Source organism: Streptomyces mobaraensis, from assembly GCF_020099395.1.
Lineage (GTDB): Bacteria > Actinomycetota > Actinomycetes > Streptomycetales > Streptomycetaceae > Streptomyces.
The window spans coordinates 3,495,937-3,511,119 of the sequence record NZ_CP083590.1; the positions used below are offsets into that span (position 1 = coordinate 3,495,937).

12 protein-coding genes and 1 pseudogene are annotated in these 15,183 nt (G+C 73.8%); 4 read left to right on the top strand and 9 right to left on the bottom strand.

Features of this window, described 5'->3' with window-relative positions; genetic code table 11:
- The first annotated feature begins 39 nt into the window (after nt 1-39).
- A complete protein-coding gene (locus K7I03_RS15065; protein ID WP_185942380.1) occupies nt 40-2,517 on the top strand; it encodes a DEAD/DEAH box helicase in 2,478 nt (825 codons plus the stop codon).
- A 158-nt stretch (nt 2,518-2,675) separates the two neighbouring features.
- On the opposite strand, the pseudogene K7I03_RS15070 reads toward K7I03_RS15065, so the two are convergent.
- The 7 genes and pseudogenes from K7I03_RS15070 to ssd all read right to left on the bottom strand — a co-directional run.
- Nucleotides 2,676-2,966, bottom strand: a pseudogene (locus K7I03_RS15070) (Rv3654c family TadE-like protein); the annotation flags it as partial.
- A complete protein-coding gene (locus K7I03_RS15075; RefSeq protein ID WP_185942381.1) occupies nt 2,944-3,288 on the bottom strand; it encodes a TadE family type IV pilus minor pilin in 345 nt (114 codons plus the stop codon). The gene K7I03_RS15075 and the pseudogene K7I03_RS15070, both read right to left, overlap by 23 nt.
- A complete protein-coding gene (locus K7I03_RS15080) occupies nt 3,275-3,412 on the bottom strand; it encodes a DUF4244 domain-containing protein (RefSeq protein WP_351503528.1) in 138 nt (45 codons plus the stop codon). The genes K7I03_RS15075 and K7I03_RS15080 overlap by 14 nt, the downstream gene beginning before the upstream one ends.
- Before the next feature lie 173 nt (nt 3,413-3,585).
- A complete protein-coding gene (locus K7I03_RS15085) occupies nt 3,586-4,425 on the bottom strand; it encodes a type II secretion system F family protein (protein WP_185942383.1) in 840 nt (279 codons plus the stop codon).
- Complete coding sequence (locus tag K7I03_RS15090; protein ID WP_185942384.1) at nt 4,422-5,321, bottom strand: type II secretion system F family protein; 900 nt, start codon at nt 5,319-5,321, stop codon at nt 4,422-4,424. Before K7I03_RS15090 ends, K7I03_RS15085 begins: the two co-directional genes overlap by 4 nt.
- Nucleotides 5,318-6,517, bottom strand: coding sequence for a TadA family conjugal transfer-associated ATPase (locus tag K7I03_RS15095; RefSeq protein ID WP_185942385.1), 1,200 nt, complete (start codon nt 6,515-6,517; stop codon nt 5,318-5,320). The genes K7I03_RS15090 and K7I03_RS15095 overlap by 4 nt, the downstream gene beginning before the upstream one ends.
- Complete coding sequence (gene ssd / locus K7I03_RS15100) at nt 6,514-7,620, bottom strand: septum site-determining protein Ssd (RefSeq protein ID WP_185942386.1); 1,107 nt, start codon at nt 7,618-7,620, stop codon at nt 6,514-6,516. The genes K7I03_RS15095 and ssd overlap by 4 nt, the downstream gene beginning before the upstream one ends.
- A 474-nt stretch (nt 7,621-8,094) precedes the next feature.
- Here ssd and K7I03_RS15105 point away from each other — a divergent pair, with 474 nt between their 5' ends.
- Nucleotides 8,095-8,946 (top strand): HAD family hydrolase, encoded by an 852-nt coding sequence (locus tag K7I03_RS15105; RefSeq protein ID WP_185942387.1) that lies wholly within the window; start codon nt 8,095-8,097, stop codon nt 8,944-8,946.
- Nucleotides 8,947-9,293: 347 nt separating this feature from the next.
- Here the strand turns inward: K7I03_RS15105 and K7I03_RS15110 are convergent, their stop codons facing one another.
- Nucleotides 9,294-10,115, bottom strand: coding sequence for a Fic family protein (locus K7I03_RS15110; protein ID WP_185942388.1), 822 nt, complete (start codon nt 10,113-10,115; stop codon nt 9,294-9,296).
- Nucleotides 10,116-10,216: 101 nt separating this feature from the next.
- On the opposite strand from K7I03_RS15110, the gene K7I03_RS15115 reads away from it, so the two are divergent.
- Nucleotides 10,217-11,209: an ATP-binding protein gene (locus tag K7I03_RS15115; protein WP_185942389.1), complete on the top strand. Its 993-nt coding sequence runs from the start codon at nt 10,217-10,219 to the stop codon at nt 11,207-11,209.
- Here K7I03_RS15115 and K7I03_RS15120 read toward each other — a convergent pair.
- Nucleotides 11,190-12,569, bottom strand: a complete 1,380-nt coding sequence (locus K7I03_RS15120; RefSeq protein WP_185942390.1) for a polysaccharide deacetylase family protein — start codon at nt 12,567-12,569, stop codon at nt 11,190-11,192. The genes K7I03_RS15115 and K7I03_RS15120 overlap by 20 nt on opposite strands.
- A gap of 274 nt (nt 12,570-12,843) precedes the next feature.
- Here K7I03_RS15120 and K7I03_RS15125 point away from each other — a divergent pair, with 274 nt between their 5' ends.
- Complete coding sequence (locus tag K7I03_RS15125) at nt 12,844-15,063, top strand: SulP family inorganic anion transporter (RefSeq protein WP_185942391.1); 2,220 nt, start codon at nt 12,844-12,846, stop codon at nt 15,061-15,063.
- Nucleotides 15,064-15,183: the final 120 nt, after the last annotated feature.

The following is a 15,183-nucleotide window of genomic DNA, read 5'->3' on the forward strand; positions in this document are numbered from 1 at the left end:
TTGCATCGAGCGGTCGCCCCCCATGGATCGGCAGCCGCGATGGCATTCAATCACTTACCGGCAGGCGCGCACGACGCCTTGACGCCATTGTCCGTCACGCCAGTGACACACTCGATGTCGATGGCCCACGATCAACTCCCGCCGGAGGCGGGCGTACATCCCACTCCCCGGGCGGTCCTCGACCGACTCGCCGCCGGGGCAGGCCGGGCTGCACGCATCACTCATACGGAGCACTTGCCCCCTCGTCCCGGACGTCATGCCCCCTGGCCCGAGAAGATCCGGCCGGAAGTGACCGACGCCATCCGGACCGCCGGCATCGCCCGGCCGTGGGCGCACCAGGCGCTCATGGCCGAGCACGCGCTGCGCGGCGAATCGGCCGTGGTGGCCACCGGTACCGCCTCCGGGAAGTCCCTCGCGTACCTGGCGCCCGTCCTGAGCACCCTGCTGGACGGCTCCGAGGCCCCCAACGGCCGCGGCGCCACCGCCCTCTACCTGGCGCCCACCAAGGCGCTCGCCGCCGACCAGCGGCGTGCCGTACGGGAGCTCGCCGCGCCGCTCGGCAAGGCCATCCGGCCCGCCGTCTACGACGGGGACACCCCGTTCGAGGAACGGGAGTGGGTGCGGCAGTACGCCAACTACGCGCTCACCAATCCCGACATGCTCCACCGCTCGATCCTGCCCTCGCACCCCCGATGGGCCTCCTTCCTGCGCGCCCTGCGCTATGTCGTCGTCGACGAGTGCCACACCTACCGCGGCGTCTTCGGCTCCCACGTCGCCCAGGTGCTGCGCCGGCTGCGCCGGCTCTGCGCCCGCTACGGCTCCGAACCCGTCTTCCTGCTCGCCTCCGCCACCGCCTCGGAACCGGCCGCCGCGGCGACCCGCCTCACGGGGGTGCCGGTGGTGGAGATCACCGACGACGCCTCCCCGCGCGGCGAACTCGTCTTCGCCCTCTGGGAGCCGCCGCTCACCGAGCTCCACGGCGAACGGGGCGCCCCCGTCCGCCGCACCGCCACCGCCGAGACCGCCGACCTTCTCACCGACCTCGCCGTGCAGGGCGTCCGCACCGTCGCCTTCGTCCGCTCCCGGCGCGGCGCCGAACTGATCGCCCTCATAGCCCAGGAACGCCTGGCGGCCGTCGACCGCTCCCTCCCCTCCCGTGTCGCCGCCTACCGCGGCGGCTACCTGCCCGAGGAACGCCGCGCCATCGAGCGCGCCCTCCACACCGGCGAACTGCTCGGCCTGTCCGCCACCACCGCCCTGGAGCTCGGCGTGGACGTCGCCGGCCTCGACGCCGTCGTCCTCTCCGGCTACCCCGGCACCCGCGCCTCGGTGTGGCAGCAGGCGGGCCGCGCGGGCCGCCGGGGCCAGGGCGCCCTCGCCGTGCTCGTCGCCCGTGACGACCCGCTGGACACCTACCTCGTGCACCACCCGGACGCCCTCTTCCGGCAGCCCGTGGAGGCCACCGTCCTCGACCCGGACAACCCCTACGTCCTGACGCCGCACCTGTGCGCGGCGGCCGAGGAACTGCCGCTCACCGAGGCCGACCTGTCACTCTTCGGCCCGGAGACGCGGAGCCTGCTCACCCGGCTGGAACTCCGCAAGCTGCTGCGCCGCCGCGGCTCCGCCTGGCACTGGACCCGCCGGGAACGCGCCGCCGACCTCACCGGCATCCGCGGCGAGGACGGGCGGCCCGTCCAGGTCGTCGAGGAGGGCACCGGACGGCTGCTGGGCACCGTGGACGCCTCCGCCGCGCACACCACCGTCCACGAAGGCGCGGTCCACCTCCACCAGGGCCGCAGCTACCTCGTCCGCCACCTGGATCTCGACGACTCCGTCGCCCTGGTCGAGGAGGCCGACCCGCCCTACTCGACGACCGCCCGCGACACCACCGCCATCTCCATCCTGGAGACCAGCCGGGAGGTCCCCTGGGGTGACGCACGGCTCTGCTTCGGCTCGGTCGAGGTCACCAACCAGGTCGTCTCCTTCCTCCGGCGCCGGCTCATCACCAACGAGATCCTCGGCGAGTCCAAGCTGGACCTGCCACCGCGCACCCTGCGCACCCGAGCCGTGTGGTGGACGGTCACCGAGGACCAGCTCGACGACGCCCGCATCCCGCAGGAGGCCCTCGGCGGGGCCCTGCACGCCGCGGAGCACGCCTCCATCGGCATGCTGCCGCTCTTCGCCACCTGCGACCGCTGGGACATCGGGGGCGTCTCCGTGCCCCTCCATCCCGACACGCTCCTGCCCACCGTCTTCGTCTACGACGGCCACCCGGGAGGCGCCGGCTTCGCCGAACGCGCCTTCCACACGGCCGCGCGCTGGCTCGCCGCCACCCGTGAGGCCATCGCCGCCTGCGAGTGCGACACCGGCTGCCCGTCCTGCATCCAGTCGCCCAAGTGCGGCAACGGCAACGACCCCCTCGACAAGCGGGCCGCGATCCGCCTCCTCACCCGCCTGCTGGCCGACGCGCCGCGACCGGTGGACGACCCGCCGGCGGAGGCCGGGCAGCAGCCCTGATCCGCCCTCAAGCCCCCCCTCTCCGCCGCCCTGCCCGGCGGCCCGGCCTCCGCGTCCACCGGGGCCTTCGCGTCCGCCGGGGCCCCCGCGGCCGAGGCGGGACCCGCCCGCGAGCGGACCCGGACCGTGTAAGGGCCGGCTCCCGCCTCGGCCGCCACCTCGGCGGTCCCACCCGTCACGGCGCACCCGACCACGGCCGCCCGCTGGGCGTCGGCGACCCGGCGGGCGAAGCCACAGGCCGCTTCCTGGCCCAGCAGGGCGTGGTCGGCGGCGGCCAGGGCCGCCAGGTCGGCGGCACCACCGGCGCGGTGCCGGGCCAGCACCGCCTGGCTCATGGCCAGCAGGGCCAGGAAGACCGCGCAGAGCGCCGTGGTGGCGACCGCCGTCCAGACCGTGGCGGAACCCCGGTCGGGACCGGCCCAACGGTCAGCCCACCGTCTCCTCCGCAAGGGCCACCGCCTCTCCGTCGAGCCGGACCGCGAGCGGACCCGGACCGGCCGCCCGGGCCTCCACCCGCACTCTCACCAGGTCTCCTTCCCTCGTCAGCGCCACCCGGGCGCCGGCGGGCGCCGCCGACCGCGCGGCGGCGACCACTGCGGGACCGGGTTCGGACCGGGCCGCCGCACGGGCCCCGGCCCGCGCGGCGTCCACGCACTGGAGCTGCGCCGATGCGGCCACCAGCCCCCACATGAGAGCCGTTCCGACCAGCACCAGCGCCGGCAGCACCAGCGCGGCCTCCGCGGTGACCTGACCCCCGTCAGAACGCCGCATGAAGCCCCTTTTCGATCAGGGCCTGCAGCGCCGCGCTCACGGCGCCGCTGGTGACCACCTTGTAGAGCACCGCCGCCAGCGCGCACGCCGCGAGCGTGCCCACCGCGTACTCGGCCGTCGTCATGCCGGCCTCCCCCGCCGACCCGGCCCGGCACCGGGCCCTCTTCCACCACCGCATGTCCGTCTCCACCCCTTCGTTCGCCGTTCTTCCGCTCCGGACCTGTCGCCCGGACGTCTTCGCGTTCCGTTCCCTCACCGGCCCTGTGTGCCGAGCCGTCCGGACCTCCCACAGGCTGCTCACCGGCCTGTCAGCAACCCGCTCGCCAGACCGATCACCATGGGCACCACTCCGACCGCCAGGAAGGCCGGCAGGAAGCACAGCCCCAGGGGAGCCGTGGCCAGCACGCCGGCGCGTCTCGCCCCGGCCGCCGCCGTACGGCCCCGGGCGGCCCGCAGACGGCCGGCCAGCCGCGCCATCGTGTCCACCGCCGGAACTCCCGTCGCCTGCGCCCGTTCCAGACTCAGGGCCAGCCCCCGGGCACCCGGCAGTTCACCGAGCCGTCCCCAGGCGACCGCCGGGTCCCCGCCGAGGCGTACCTCCGCGGCGGAGCGGGCCAGCCGTTCGCCGACCGGGCCGCCGAGCGAGCCGCCGACCGCTTCGGCCGCCTCCCCCGGTCCGGCCCCGGCGGCAAGGCACGCCGCCAGCAGATCCGCCGCCAGGGGCAGTTGGCGGAGCACGTCGTCCACCGGAAGAACCGCGCGCACCGCGGCAGCGCGCGCCGCCCTGCCGCACCACCACCAGGCCGCGCCGGCGGCGGCCACGCCGACCGCCCCGCCCCCGGCGCCGTCCACCAGGACGAGCCCCGCGCCACCCGCCGCCATCGCCGGCAGCACCCTTCGGGTGACGACCGGCCTCGTCATCCACGATCGGAGCCGGGAGGGCCCGCGAGGGCCGCCGTCCGGGGTGGCGGTGGCGAAGAGCCGTGCCGGGCGCCGTCGGGCGGCGTTCCGCCGGTGTGACGTGCGCAGTGCCGTCACCGCGCCGGCCGCGACAACCGCCAGGACGGCGGCCAGCACGAGCGCCGGCCCCAGTGCCGGTCCGAGCGTCGGGACTCCCTCTCCCCCCGTCCCGGTCATGTGCCCTCCCCTCCCCCGGCCGCGGCACGCACGATGCGCCGTGTCCAGGCCAGACCCGCTGCTTCGAGCAGCCCGCCGAGGGCGAGGCAGCCGAGGCCGGCCGGTGTGTGCAGCAGAACCCTCAAGGGCTCGGCGCCGAGGGCCGTTCCCATGGCCAGGGCGACGGCGGGCAGCAGGGCGAGCATCACGGCGGTGGACCTGGTGCCCGCCAACTGCGCCGCGAGCTCCTCCCGCTGGTCGCGCTCGACGGAGAGGGCGTGCCCGACCCGTTCGAGGCCGGCCGCGAGCGCCGCACCCCCGTCGACCGCGACCTGCCAACAGGCGGCCACCCCGGCCAGCCCTTCGGCGCCCTGCTGCCGCCCCGCCTCCCGCAGCGCGGCGGGGACGTCACCGCCGAAGCGCGCGGCGGCCGGTACCGCGGCCCAGGCCGGCCCGAGCGCCTCGCCGTCGAAGGCCCGCACCGCCTCACCGGGCTGGCGGCCCGCCCGCAGCTCGCCCGCGACGGCCCCGCACAGCTCGATCACCGCCTCGGAACGCCGCTCACGGGCGCGCCGGCGCGCCCGGGCGTCCAGCCGGCGTCTCACCAGCGGCACGGCCACCAGCGCGGCGAGCGGTGGAAGAAGCGAGTCGCCCCACCAACCGATCAAGCACCCCGCCGGCAGACAGAGCAACTCCCGTCGCCGTCGCGCCGTTTCCGCGACTCGGTCGGTCCCCGCGCGGATCCGCGCCGACAGGGCGGGGGCCCAGGGCCCCAAGGGGCCGCCTCCTCCGGCCAGGATGACCCTGGCGCGCCGGAGTTCCTGGCCGCGCCGTGCCAGTTGCCAGGCCATCAGGGCGGCGCAGAGAAGCAGGGCGACGGCGAACACCGGCGGGACAAGTGCGCCTTGCGCCTTCATGACAGCACTCCGTCCGCTCCCGGCCGGACACCGGCGTGATCCGGTACGTATCCGCCGCGTCCGCACAGCGCCATCAACCGGTCCCATCCCGTGGCCCGTCGGAATCCGTCCGGTCCCCACAGCGCGGCCGGTACGGTCGTCACGAATCCGGCCGGATCCCGGTCCAGGACATGCACCTCGGCGACCCTGCGGCGGCCGTCACGGCCCCGCACCAGATGGATCACCACCGACAGCGCCGCGGCCAACTGGCTGTGCAGCGCCGCCCGGTCCAGCCCCGCCGTGGACCCGAGTGCCTCCAGCCGGGCGGGAACGTCCGCCGCGGCGTTGGCGTGGACCGTGCCGCATCCGCCCTCGTGGCCCGTGTTGAGCGCCGCCAGGAGGTCGGTGACCTCCGGGCCGCGCACCTCGCCCACGACGAGCCGGTCCGGTCGCATGCGCAGTGCCTGCCGCACCAGATCCCGCAAGGTCACCCGCCCGGTGCCTTCCTGGTTGGCGGGCCGGCTCTCCAGCCGGACCACGTGCGGGTGGTCGGGCCGGAGCTCGGCCGAGTCCTCGGCGAGGACGATCCGTTCGTCCGGCGCGACCAGCCCCAGCAGGCTCGAGAGCAGGGTGGTCTTTCCCGACCCCGTGCCGCCACTGATCACGAAGGAGAGGCGGGCGTCCAGCACGGCCCGGAGGAGCCACTGGCCACTGGGCGGCAGCGTGCCGGCCGCGGCCAGTTCGCCCAAGGTGAAGGCCCGGGGGCGCACGACGCGCAGGGAGAGGCAGGTGGAGCCGACGGCCACCGGGGGAAGGACGGCGTGCAGCCGGGTGCCGTCGGGCAGCCGCGCGTCCACCCAGGGCCGGGCGTCGTCCAGCCGCCGGCCGGCGACGGCGGCGAGGCGCTGCGCGAGCCGTCGGACGGCGGTGGCGTCGGGGAAGGAGACGTCGGCCCGGCGCAGTCCGGCGCCGCGGTCCACCCAGACCCGGTCGGGGGCGGTGACGAGGACGTCGGTGACGTCCGGTTCGGCGAGGAGCGGCTCCAGTGGTCCGGTTCCGACGAGTTCGGAGCGCAGCCGGGTGGCGATGCCCAGCACTTCCGTGTCGCCGAGGAGCCGGCCCTCCTGGCGCAGGGCCTCGGCGACCCGGGCGGGTGTGGGCTCGGCGCCCGTGCCGGCCAGTCGCAGCCGTACGGCGTCCAGCAGTGCGGTGCTCATGCCGGCACCTCCGGTCCCTCGGGCAGGGCGCGGGCCCAGAACTCCGCGCAGAAGGCGGCCAGCGGTCCTCGTTCGGCGCCGCCGGGCGGACGTCCGCTGATCAGTGCCTGGGCCAGGCCGGGCTCCTGCGGGACCTCGCCCGCCAGCGGGATGTCCAGGAGCCGTGCGATCTCCTCGCCGTCGAGTCCGGGTCCGCACGGGCCCCGGACGACCAGCCGGAGGTCGCCCATCATCAGGCCGATCGCCGACGCGACGCGGTGGGCGGCGGCCACGGCGCGCAGTTCGGAGGGGACCACGAGCAGGCCCAGGTCCAGTTGTCTGAGGACCTCGACCGCGGCGCCGTCGGTCCCGCGCGGAAGGTCCACGACCACCACGCCGCCTCGCCTCCGAGCGGCCGCGAGGACGGCGCGCACGGCCTCGGGCGGCACCTCCGAGTCGCCGCGGTCCCAGCTCAGCAGACGCAGTCCGTGCGGCTCGGGCAGCACCTCCTCCAGGGCCCGGCCCGCCATCCGGCCCCGGGACCCGGCGAACGCGGGCCATCTCAGTCCGTCGATCCGCTCGGCCCCCAACAGGACGTCGAGGCCGCCGCCCAGTGGGTCGGCGTCGACCAGCATCGTCCGCCGGCCGGTCCGGGCCGCCCCGATCGCCAGGGCGCAGGCGAGCGTGCTCGCCCCGGCGCCGCCCCGGCCGCCGATCACGCCGACGGTGAGCGCCGGCCCGTCCACGTCCTCGACCGTGTCGGCGATCCGGTCGACGAGCCAGCCCTCTTCGTCGGGCAGCAGCGCGACGTTCCGGGCGCCGACGAGGACGGCTCGCCGCCAGAGGTCCGGATCGGCGGGCTCGCGGCCGACGAGCACCACGTTCTCGCGGTGCGGCAGGCCGGCCAGCCGGCCGGTGCAGTCGCCGCCGACCAGGACCAGGGAGGCCCGCTCCCAGGTGCCGCGGTGGGTGGACGTGCCATGGCAGACCTCCGGCATCGCTCCCGCCGCCGCGCACAATCGCAGCAGATCGTCGAGCAGATCCTCGTCCTCGGTGGCAATCAAAGGGCCGCCCCGCGTTGTGGCGGCGGCCCGCGCCCAATCGGATGTCTCGGGTCCGGTCATGGCCCCTCCCCCTTCTCCGGTGCTTCTCCAGCGCGCCCCATGGCGCGCTCTCGCATCCGCGGTCATCGCGGAACTCGTGGGGAATCACCGTGCGGCGGCGCGGGAAATCGTGTGGATCTTGGTGAAAAACTGTGGACAACTCACCGGTTGTGGATATCCCGCTCACCTATACCGGTGACTTCCCCAGCGCAGCGCGGCGATTACACACAGTCACGTGTATGAAGGGGAGAGGACGGGCGCCGAGCGGGGCCCGCGGAGGGCGGAGGAGGCCCGGAGTGACACACGAAACGCGTCCGGACATGCGACGACCCCCGCCGGGGGGGAGAGCGGGGGTCGTCCCCACGGCCGACTCGGGGGGGGAGGAGTCGGACCGGGTTAGACACGGTCGCGAACGATCCGTGACTTCCATGGTGTACCCGAGAGGCTTCTCAGGCAAACCCACACGCCTCAGCTTACGCCGAATGGAGGGCCCCTATGCTCGGCGACGTGGAAAACCACTCCTCTCGCCGAACGGCCGCCTTCTTTGATCTGGACAAGACGGTCATTGCCAAGTCGAGCACGCTCACCTTCGGCAAGTCCTTCTACCAAGGCGGTTTGATCAACCGGCGCGCCGCACTGCGTACGGCATACATCCAGTTCGTCTTCCTCCTGGGCGGGGCCGACCACGAGCAGATGGAGCGGATGAGGAAGTACCTCTCCGAGCTCTGCCGGGGCTGGAATGTCCACCAGGTCCGCGAGATCGTCGCCGAGACGCTCCACCAACTCATCGACCCGATCATTTACGACGAGGCCGCCTCGCTCATCGAGGAGCACCATGCCGCCGGCCGGGACGTGGTGATCGTCAGCACGTCGGGAGCCGAGGTCGTCGAACCCATCGGCCGGATGCTCGGCGCTGACCGCGTCGTCGCCACCCGGATGGTCGTCGAGGACGGTGTCTTCACCGGCGAGGTGGAGTATTACGCGTACGGCCCGACGAAGGCCGAAGCCGTCCGGGAACTCGCCGCGTCGGAGGGATACGACCTCGCGGGCTGCTACGCGTACAGCGACTCGGCGACCGACCTGCCCATGCTGGAGGCCGTCGGCCACCCGCACGCGGTCAATCCGGACCGGGCCCTGCGCCGCGAGGCCGCGGCACGGGAATGGCCCGTGCTCACCTTCGACCGCCCCGTCCGGCTCAAGCAGCGTGTCGCCGCGCTGCGCATGCCGTCCCGCCCCGCCCTGATGACGGCGGCGACGGTCGGCGCCGCGCTGGCGGCCGCGGGCCTTTTCTGGCTGGCGAGCCGCCGCCGCACCCCCGAGAGGGGTGCCCGGAATACCCGTCTTTGAAGCTAAAAGTAAAGAAGTGCGCCTCCGCCTTCCGCTTGAGCGGGGAGCGGAGTAAAAAGGAGTCAACGGCCCGCGAGACCAGGGACATCCGAGAGGACGCCCTTCACGCACCATGGCCCCACGGACCGATTGCATGAACGCCGGGCACCCACGCGACGCCGACCCGTCGAATACGGGCCTGTCGCACCAGGCGGAGCAAAGTACCCCCGCCTGATGGACGCCATTTCGTGCACGCACTGGTAACCCGGCGAACATGCCAGCGGCGGTACCAAGGCACAACCGGTACCGCCGCAACCCTGTCCACGCCCGGGGCGTACACCGCCCGTCGGCGATCGTCCCCGTGAAGCTCAGGCCGCGCCGCGCTGCAGGGCCTCGCACACGGCCGTCGACTCCCGCACCCCCAGCTCCGCCGCCCGGCCGCAGTGGGCGATCCAGGCCGCCACTCCGTCAGGCGTACCGGAGGCATAGCCCGCGAGGGCGGCCGCGTAGGCGTCCCGCCCCAGCTCCGCGTGGCCCACCTCCGCCGGGCAGATCGACTTCGGGTCGAGCCCGCTGCCCACCAGCACGATGCGTTCGGCCGCCCGCGCCACCAGCCCGTTGCACGAGCCGAACGGGCGCAGGGCCAGGAGTTCACCGTGCACCACGGCCGCCGTCACCAGGGCGGGCGCCTCGGTCCCCGCGATCAGCAGGGCGGCCAGGCCCTCGAGACGGCCCGACATCTCGTCCGCGTCGGGCAGCGGAAGGTCGACGAGCGGCTCGTCGACGGACTCGCCCCGCAGCCGGGGCCGGCCCACCGCGTCGTCGGGCTGCGCACCACCCGCGGCCACCAGGTGCAGCCGGGCCAGCACCCGCAGCGGCGACTGCCGCCACACGCTCAGCAACTGCCCCGCCTCGGCGGTCAGCCGCAGGGCCGCCCCGACCGTGCGCGGCTCGCCGTCCCCGCTGAAGTCGGTGCGGCGGCGCACCTCTTCCAACGCCCAGTCGGCACCGGAGAGCGCGGCCGACCCTCGGGCGCCCCGGAGGGCCGCCTCGGACGTCACCTCGTTGCTGCGCCGGCGCATCACCCGGTGGCCGTACACGCGGTCCACCGCCTTGCGCACGGACTCCACGGATGCGGCGACGCCCGGCAGGGAACCCAGAGCGGCCAGGGGATCGGCAGTCGTACTCATGAGTACGACACTACGCACTTCAGCCTTACACCCCCCGAAGGAGTGGTCTTCTTCACTCACCGCTCTCACTCCACGCACCCCCGCACCTACTCTTGGTGAACATGAAGATCGCTTTCGTAGGCAAGGGCGGCAGCGGAAAGACCACGCTGTCCTCGTTGTTCATCCGCCGGCTCGCCGCCCACCGGGTCCCGGTCATCGCCGTGGACGCCGACATCAACCAGCATCTGGGGGCCGCGCTCGGGCTGGACGAGACGGAGGCCGCCGCCCTGCCCGCGATGGGCGCGCACCTCCCACTGATCAAGGAATATCTCCGCGGTACCAACCCGCGGATCGCCTCCGCCGACACGATGATCAAGACGACGCCGCCCGGGCAGGGTTCCCGACTGCTCCGCGTCGACGAGGACAACCCGGTCTACGCGGCCTGCGCGCGGACGGTCACCCTCGACGACGGGGCATCCGTACGCCTCATGGCCACCGGCCCGTTCACCGAGTCGGACCTGGGCGTCGCCTGCTACCACTCCAAGGTGGGAGCCGTGGAGCTCTGCCTCAACCACCTCGTCGACGGGCCGGGCGAGTACGTCGTGGTGGACATGACGGCGGGCAGCGACTCCTTCGCCTCCGGGATGTTCACCCGCTTCGACATGACGTTCCTGGTGGCGGAGCCCACCCGCAAGGGGGTGTCGGTCTACCGCCAGTACAAGGAGTACGCCCGGGATTTCGGGGTCCGTCTGAAGGTGGTGGGGAACAAGGTGCAGGGCCAGGACGATCTGGACTTCCTGCGGGACGAGGTCGGGGACGACCTGCTGACCACTTTCGGCCACTCCGACTGGGTCCGGGCCATGGAGAAGGGCCGGCCACCCCTCTTCGAGCTGCTCGAAAAGGCCAACCACCAGGCGCTGGACACCCTTCAGACGGCGGCGGACGCGGCCTACGAGCGGCGGGACTGGCACCGGTACACCCGCCAGATGGTGCACTTCCACCTCAAGAACGCCGAGAGCTGGGGCAACGCGAAGACGGGCGCCGACCTGGCGGCCCAGGTCGACCCCGCCTTCGTGCTCGGGGAGCGGATGTCGGCTACTCCGCAGCCGGCCTGACCAGGACGGGCCTGATCCGCATCGGCTTGTCGTCGTCCTCCTCGTCATCGCCCTGGGAGCTCTCGTACGGCTCGTGCGTCGAGGGCTCCTGCGAGGAGGGGGCGTGCCACGAGGGCAGGTGCGGGGTGGGCTGGTGGGGCGCGGACGACCGCGCGTCACCGAGGTGGGCCCAGCCGCCCCTCGGCGCCTCGCCGACCTCCAACCGGCGCAGCTTGGCGAGCACTTCGGGATCCTGGGCGTCCAGCCAGTCGGCGAGCTGCTTGAACGACACGCAGCGCACGCCCTCCTTGGTGCAGATCCGGGCCATGACGCTCTCGACGGCCTTCATATAGATGCCGCCGTTCCACGACTCGAAGTGGTCACCGATGAACAGGGGGGCGCGGTTGCCGTGATACGCCCGCTCGAAGCCGGCCAGCAGCCCGTCGCGCATCTGCCGCCCCCAGGCCTCGCGCCGTGAGGGGTCGCCCTTGGTGGTCCCCGACTGGTTCGCCAGGAAGTTGTAGTCCATCGACAGGGTTTCGAAGCCCCGGCCGGGGACGGGGACATCCTGGAGCGGGAAGTCCCACAGGCCGCCGATCTTCGACGGCCAGACCTGCCGGCCTCCCGCCGAGCTGGCGTCGTAGCGGAAGCCCAACGACCGCGCGGCCTTGATGAGGTTGTGCTGCCCCTCCAGGCACGGAGCACGCCCGCCGACCAGCTCCTTGGCGTAGTCGAAGGGCAGCGGGGGTTCGTTCTTCAGCCCGGCGTTGGTCTTCCAGTTGCGGACGAACGACAGGGCCTGCCGGATCTCGCTCTTCCACTCCGCCGGCGACCAGGTTCCCACTCCCCTGTCCTGGCCACAGAAGTGGCCGTTGAAGTGGGTGCCGATCTCGCTGCCGTCCAGCCAGGCGCCCCGCAGCTGCTCCACGGTGTCACGGACGCCCCGTACGTCGTTGAAGCCGATGTCCGATGCCCCGGCGGCGTGTTGGGGCGGCTCATAGAGGGTGCGTTTGTCCTCGGGGAGCATGTAGACGCCGCTGAGGAAGTACGTCATCGTCGCGTGGTACTTCTTGCCGACCTTGCGGAAGTGGGAGAACAGCCGCTGGCTGTCCTCACCCGCGCCGTCCCAGGAGAAGACGACGAACTGCGGCGGTTTCTCGCCGGACGCCATCCGCCGGGGCTTCGGCTGCCGGGGCTGGGGGCCGGTGTCGGCGGTGGAGCCGTCACCGAGGAGGCGGACCGGACGCTCGACCGTGTTGGGCCCGGGGGCGGCCTGCGGGCCGCTCGGCTCCGGAGGCCCGGTACCGGAGCAGGCCGCGGTCCCGGTCGCCAGCGACAGCGCGGCGAGCGCGCCCAGTGTGTATCTCCATGCAGCCGCCATCAGGCACCTCACCTTTCGACCCGCTCGGCCGATCCCTCGGTGGGCGTTCGGACGCCCTGAGCCGCCGTCAACCTCGCATGCACGAAGAACAGAGAAAAGTATGACAAGCCGATAAAAGTGCATATTCACCTGATAGGAGGAAGCTCCCCCTTGACTCCTGTCTGCCCCTTCCCCCGGCCTTTACTCAGCATTACGATTCATTTACCGAGAGTTGCCATTGCGCTCCTCTCGCCCAACGCTCCCGCCGGCCGCCGACGATGAAGACGGGACCGACATGCACGTTCAGCCGAGAGATCCGACCCGGCCCGCCCAGGGGCCCGCCGACGACGCTCCGGACCGGCCGCGCCGCGTCGCGTGGCAGCGGGACCTGGTCCGTTCCGTCGCCCTGGCCCTGGCCGCCGCGCCGCTCTGCCTGGGCATCGCCCTGGCGGCGGGCGCACCGCCGCGGGCGGGGCTGGTCGCGGCGGCCGCCGCCGGTCTGGTGGCGGGTGGCCTGGGGCGGGCGCCTTTCCGGGCGGGAGGTCCGACCGTCGCGCTCGTGGCGGTCACGGCGGAGCTGACCCAGCGGTACGGCTGGCGTGCGACCTGCGCGATCACCGTGCTGGCCGGTCTGGCGCACATCGCCCTGGGTGCCCTTCGGGTGGCGCGGGCCGTACCCGTCGTCGCCCCCGGGCTCGTCCACGGCGCGCTGGCCGGCCTGGGACTGACGGTCGCGCTGGGCCAACTGCGGTGCGTCCTGGGCGTGGCGGGCACCGAAGCGTCCACGCTGCGGAATCTGGTGGCGCTGCCCGGGGACATGGCGCACCCATGGCTCAGGGGCGCGCTGGTCGGGACGGCCACGGTCGCCGTCCTCCTCGTGTGGCGGAGGCTGCCGAGATGGGCCGGCCGCTGGGCGGGAGCCGTGCCGGCGCCACTCGCCGCGCTGGCCGTCGTGACCGCGGTGAGCACGGGGCTGCCGCTGCCACGGGTGGAGTTGTCCGGATGGGAGACGCACACCCTGCCCGGGCTGCCGTCCGGTTCCGTCCTCGCGGTGGCCTCCGCCGTGCTCGGTGTGGCGCTCGTGGCCGGCATGGCGACGCTGGCTCCGGAGCACGGCGACCGGCAGGCGGAACGTCCGGACCGGGAGCTGATCTGCCATGGGGCGGCCACCGCCGTCTCCGGGCTGCTGGGAGGCCTGCCGGTCGCAGGGGGCACGCTCCGGCCCGGCGGCCCGGCGGGCGGGGACCGGCCGGCGGTGTCACGAACCTCGTTGGTGCTGTACGGACTCTGGGTCCCCCTGGGGGCGGTGCTCTTCGCGACCGCTCTGGAACGCATCCCCGTGGTCGCACTCTCGGCGCTGGTCATGGCGGCCGCTGTGCGGATGGCCTGCCACGCGCACACTCACCGGCCCCGCGGCGGTGCGGCCCGGGCCGGCTACCCGGTCGCCTTCGCGGCCGTCGCGTTGTTCGGCGTGGTGCCCGGGCTGGCGGTCGCGGCCGTGGTGCCCGCCGTCATGGCGGTGCGGAAGTCCGCTCGCGCAGGGCGCACGGCGGCGGGAGAGCAGCGCGGCCATGCCGAAGAAGGCGGACGCCGGGACCGACCTGAACGCCATGAGGGGTCCGGCCGACCGGACCTGACGGAACATCGGGATCGGTCGGAACGCTCCGAAGGAGCCGGCCGGCGGCCCGCCCCGGTTTCCACGCCCGGTGCGGCATCCCCCGCCTTGCGGCCGTGGACGTCCTGGCGCCACCACCGCTTCACCCGACCGCTGCCCGGGCCCGGCGGGAGCCCCGGCGGGCGGCAGCTGATCGGCGGGGTGAGCGCGTTCCAACGGGATACCGCGCCGCTGGTCCGCGACGAGCTGGCGCGGCTCGCCCGGGATGGGCAGAGCCCCAGCCAGCTCTTCCTGACCTGCGCCGACTCCCGCCTGGTGACCAGCATGATCACGTCGAGTGGGCCCGGCGACCTCTTCACCGTGCGCAACGTCGGCAACCTCATGCCCCCGCCCGGCGCCGACACCTCCTGCGACTCGGTGGCCGCCGCGGTGGAGTACGCCGTCGAGGTGCTGAAGGTCGGGAGCATCACCGTCTGCGGGCACTCCGGCTGCGGAGCGATGCAGGCGCTGCTGGACACCGTGCCGCGTCCGCCGGCGGCCCGCCCGGGAGCGGCGGACGGCTCCGGGACGGCCGCGGGCCCGGAGACCCCGCTCGCCCGCTGGCTGCGGCACGGCCGGCCGAGTCTGGCCCGGATGCAGCGGATCGGGCGGCTCGGACGCGGTGAGGTGGCGCTCGCCGACCGGCCCGTGGCGGACGACATCGAGCGGCTCGCCCTCGTCAACGTCATGCAGCAGCTCGACCACCTGCGGGCGCATTCCTGTGTCGCCCGGCGGGTGGCGGAAGGCACGCTCCATCTCCAGGGCATGTACTTCCATGTGGGCGAGGCCCAGGCATACGTCCTCGACCAGCGGTCCCGCACGTTCGCCGCCGTCCGGCCGGAGGTGCTCGATGCCGTCTGACCTCGGACGACCTCCCACCACCCGGACGGGTACAGGTCTACACCAATCAATCGCCAACACCCCTTGTCAGGGTGTGCCCCGGGCTGGTGAGCTATGCCCGGGACGCAACGAGCCCCCTGG